The sequence below is a fragment of the Streptomyces sp. M-16 genome (assembly GCF_052114405.1).
GTDB lineage: Bacteria > Actinomycetota > Actinomycetes > Streptomycetales > Streptomycetaceae > Streptomyces.
On sequence record NZ_JBFRER010000270.1, the window covers coordinates 1 to 2,441 of the forward strand.

The 2,441-nt window shown below is 75.4% G+C and carries 3 protein-coding genes; all 3 read left to right on the plus strand.

The genetic code is table 11. From position 1 onward, the window contains the following. Nucleotides 1-250: 250 nt before the first annotated feature. Nucleotides 251-1,084, plus strand: a complete 834-nt coding sequence (locus tag AB4039_RS41980; RefSeq protein ID WP_442273277.1) for a MerR family transcriptional regulator — start codon at nt 251-253, stop codon at nt 1,082-1,084. A 98-nt stretch (nt 1,085-1,182) separates the two neighbouring features. Further along, nucleotides 1,183-2,061 carry an SDR family oxidoreductase gene (locus AB4039_RS41985; protein WP_266836767.1) on the plus strand — a complete coding sequence of 293 codons (879 nt, stop codon included), beginning with the start codon at nt 1,183-1,185 and terminating at the stop codon, nt 2,059-2,061. Between the two features lie 25 nt (nt 2,062-2,086). Beyond that, nucleotides 2,087-2,441 (plus strand): MerR family transcriptional regulator (locus AB4039_RS41990; RefSeq protein ID WP_442273278.1); only part of this gene is annotated, 355 nt, incomplete at its 3' end.

The window sequence follows — 2,441 nt, forward strand, 5'->3', positions numbered from 1 at the left end:
GGGTACGGCCGCTGGGGCCGGCGCCGCCGCGCGGGCCCCGGCCGGCGGCGCCGCGTGCGCCGCGCGGGGAGGAGCTGTGCGCCGCGGCGGAGGGCGCGCTCCCGCCGTCGGTCGTCGACCTGTGCGTGCGCCAGTACGGACGCTGACCCGGCCCCGCCTCCCGCGGACGGGCCCCCACCAGGGGGTTCGCCCGGGGCTCCCGGAGAGACTTGACCCTCACACCGTGTCAGGCCGTCCACTGGAGCACGACATGTTCAGCATCGGAGATTTCGCCAAGCACGGCCGGGTGTCGGTCCGTATGTTGCGTCACTACGACGCCCTCGGACTGCTGCGTCCCGCACGTGTCGACCCCGTGACCGGCTACCGGTCCTACGAGGCCGTGCAGCTCGCCCGCCTCAACCGCGTCATCGCGCTCAAGGAGCTCGGCTTCAACCTGGAACAGGTGGGGACGATCCTCGACGCGAGGGTGAGCACGGAGGAGCTGCGCGGGATGCTGCGGCTGCGCCGCGCGGAGCTGGAGGGCGCCGTGGCCGAGGCCGCCGCCCGGCTCACGCGGGTCGAGACGAGGCTCCGGTCCATCGAGAACGAGGGAACCATGCCCACCGAAGAGATCGTCGTGAAGAGCCTGCCGCCGGTCCGCCTGGCGGAACTGACCGGGATCGCCGCGAGCTACGCCCCGCAGGACATCGGGCCGGTCATCGGCCCGTTGTACGAGGACCTGTGCTCCCGGATCGAGCGCGCCGGGGTGGTCCCGACGGGTCCGGGCCTGGCCCACTACGAGCCCGCTCCCGGCGGTGAGCCCGGATCCGTCCTGGTGCACGCCGGGCTCCCGGTCGCCGCGGCCGTCCGTGCCGAGGACCTGGGCGCGGGGGTGCGGATCGTCGAACTGCCCGGGGTCGAGCGGGCGGCGACCGTGGTGCACCGCGGCTCGATGGACGGGGTGCTGCCGACGGCGCAGGCCCTGGCCCGGTGGATCGACGCGAACGGCCACCGCTCGTCCGGGTACGCGCGCGAGCTGAACCTGGACTGCCCCGATGACCGGGACCGGTGGGTCACCGAGCTCCAGGAGCCGCTGCTGCCCTGACCCCGCGGGCCGGGCCGGGTTGACCCTGCCGGGTTGACCCAGCGGGCCGGGCCGGGGGTTGACCCTGCCGCCTGCGGCAGGGTTGCACGATGACCGGCATGAGCAGCGCGAGCGACAGCAGTCGGAGCACGAGCGGTACGGGCAGCACGAGCGGTACGGGCGGCACGGACGGTACGGGCGGCACGAGCGGTACGGGCGGCACGGACGGTACGGGCGGCACGCACCGCGCCGCGGCCCCCTCGGGAAGGGTCGTCGCCGTCACGGGCGCCGGCAGCGGCATAGGCCGGGCCACGGCCCGTGCCTTCGCCGCCGGGGGCGCCCACGTCGTGGCCGTCGGACGGCGCGCCGACCCTCTCCGGGAGACCGCGGCGGGGCACGACCGGATCACCGCGCTGCCCCTCGACATCACCGACGGGGACGCGCCCGAGCGGCTGGTACGGGCCGTGGCCGGAAGGTACGGCCGACTGGACGTGCTGGTCAACAACGCCGGCATCGTGCGCGGCGGCGCCCTGGGCACGCTGACACCGGAGCTGATCGGCGCGCAGCTCTCGACCAACCTCGTCGCACCCGTCCTGCTGGCGCAGGCCGCGCTGCCGTTGCTGGAGGCGTCGGGCGGGGTCATCGTCAACGTCAGCACGTCGGTGGGACAGCGGGCCTGGCCCGGCAACTCGGTCTACGCGGCGACCAAGACCGCCCTGGAACTGCTCACCCGCAGCTGGGCGGTGGAACTGGCGCCGCGCGGGATCCGGGTCGTGGCGGTCGCCCCGGGCGCGATCGACACCCCCATCGGCGAGCACCAGGGGCTGACACCGCAGCGGAGGGCCTCGGTGCGGGAGTGGCAAGTGGCGCACACCCCGCTGGGCCGGATCGGCCGTCCCGGGGAGGTAGCCTGGGCCATCACCCAACTCGCTTCACCGGAGGCGTCGTTCGTCACCGGTGTGGTGCTCCCGGTCGACGGCGGTGCGGTGGTGGCGTGAGGGAAGCGGAGCGGGAGGCGGGGGCATGCGGATCGGCGAGCTGGCCGGGGCGACGGGTACGACCGCCCGCGCGCTGCGCCACTACGAGCAGGCCGGGCTGATCGCCTCCGAACGGGCCTGCAACGGCTACCGCGTCTACGACGAGCGGGCCGTGGTGCGGGTCCGCAACATCCGCCACCTGCTGGCCGCGGGGCTCACGCTGGACGACGTCCGCGTGTTCCTGCCCTGCCTGGACGGGGACGTGGCCGCCGCGCCGCCCTCGGACAAGGGCCTGCGGGTGGCGCTGGACCGCCTCGCGGCCCTCGACCGGCGCATCGCGGCCCAGACCGAGGCCCGCGACCGGCTGGCGGACGCCCTCCGCGCGGCGACCGGCGAGGGGA

Coding starts and splice junctions, on each gene's coding strand:
- AB4039_RS41985 (WP_266836767.1), top strand. CDS start 1,183: ATGAGCAGCGCGAGCGACAGCAGTCGGAGCACGAGCGGTACGGGCAGC.
- AB4039_RS41980 (WP_442273277.1), top strand. CDS start 251: ATGTTCAGCATCGGAGATTTCGCCAAGCACGGCCGGGTGTCGGTCCGT.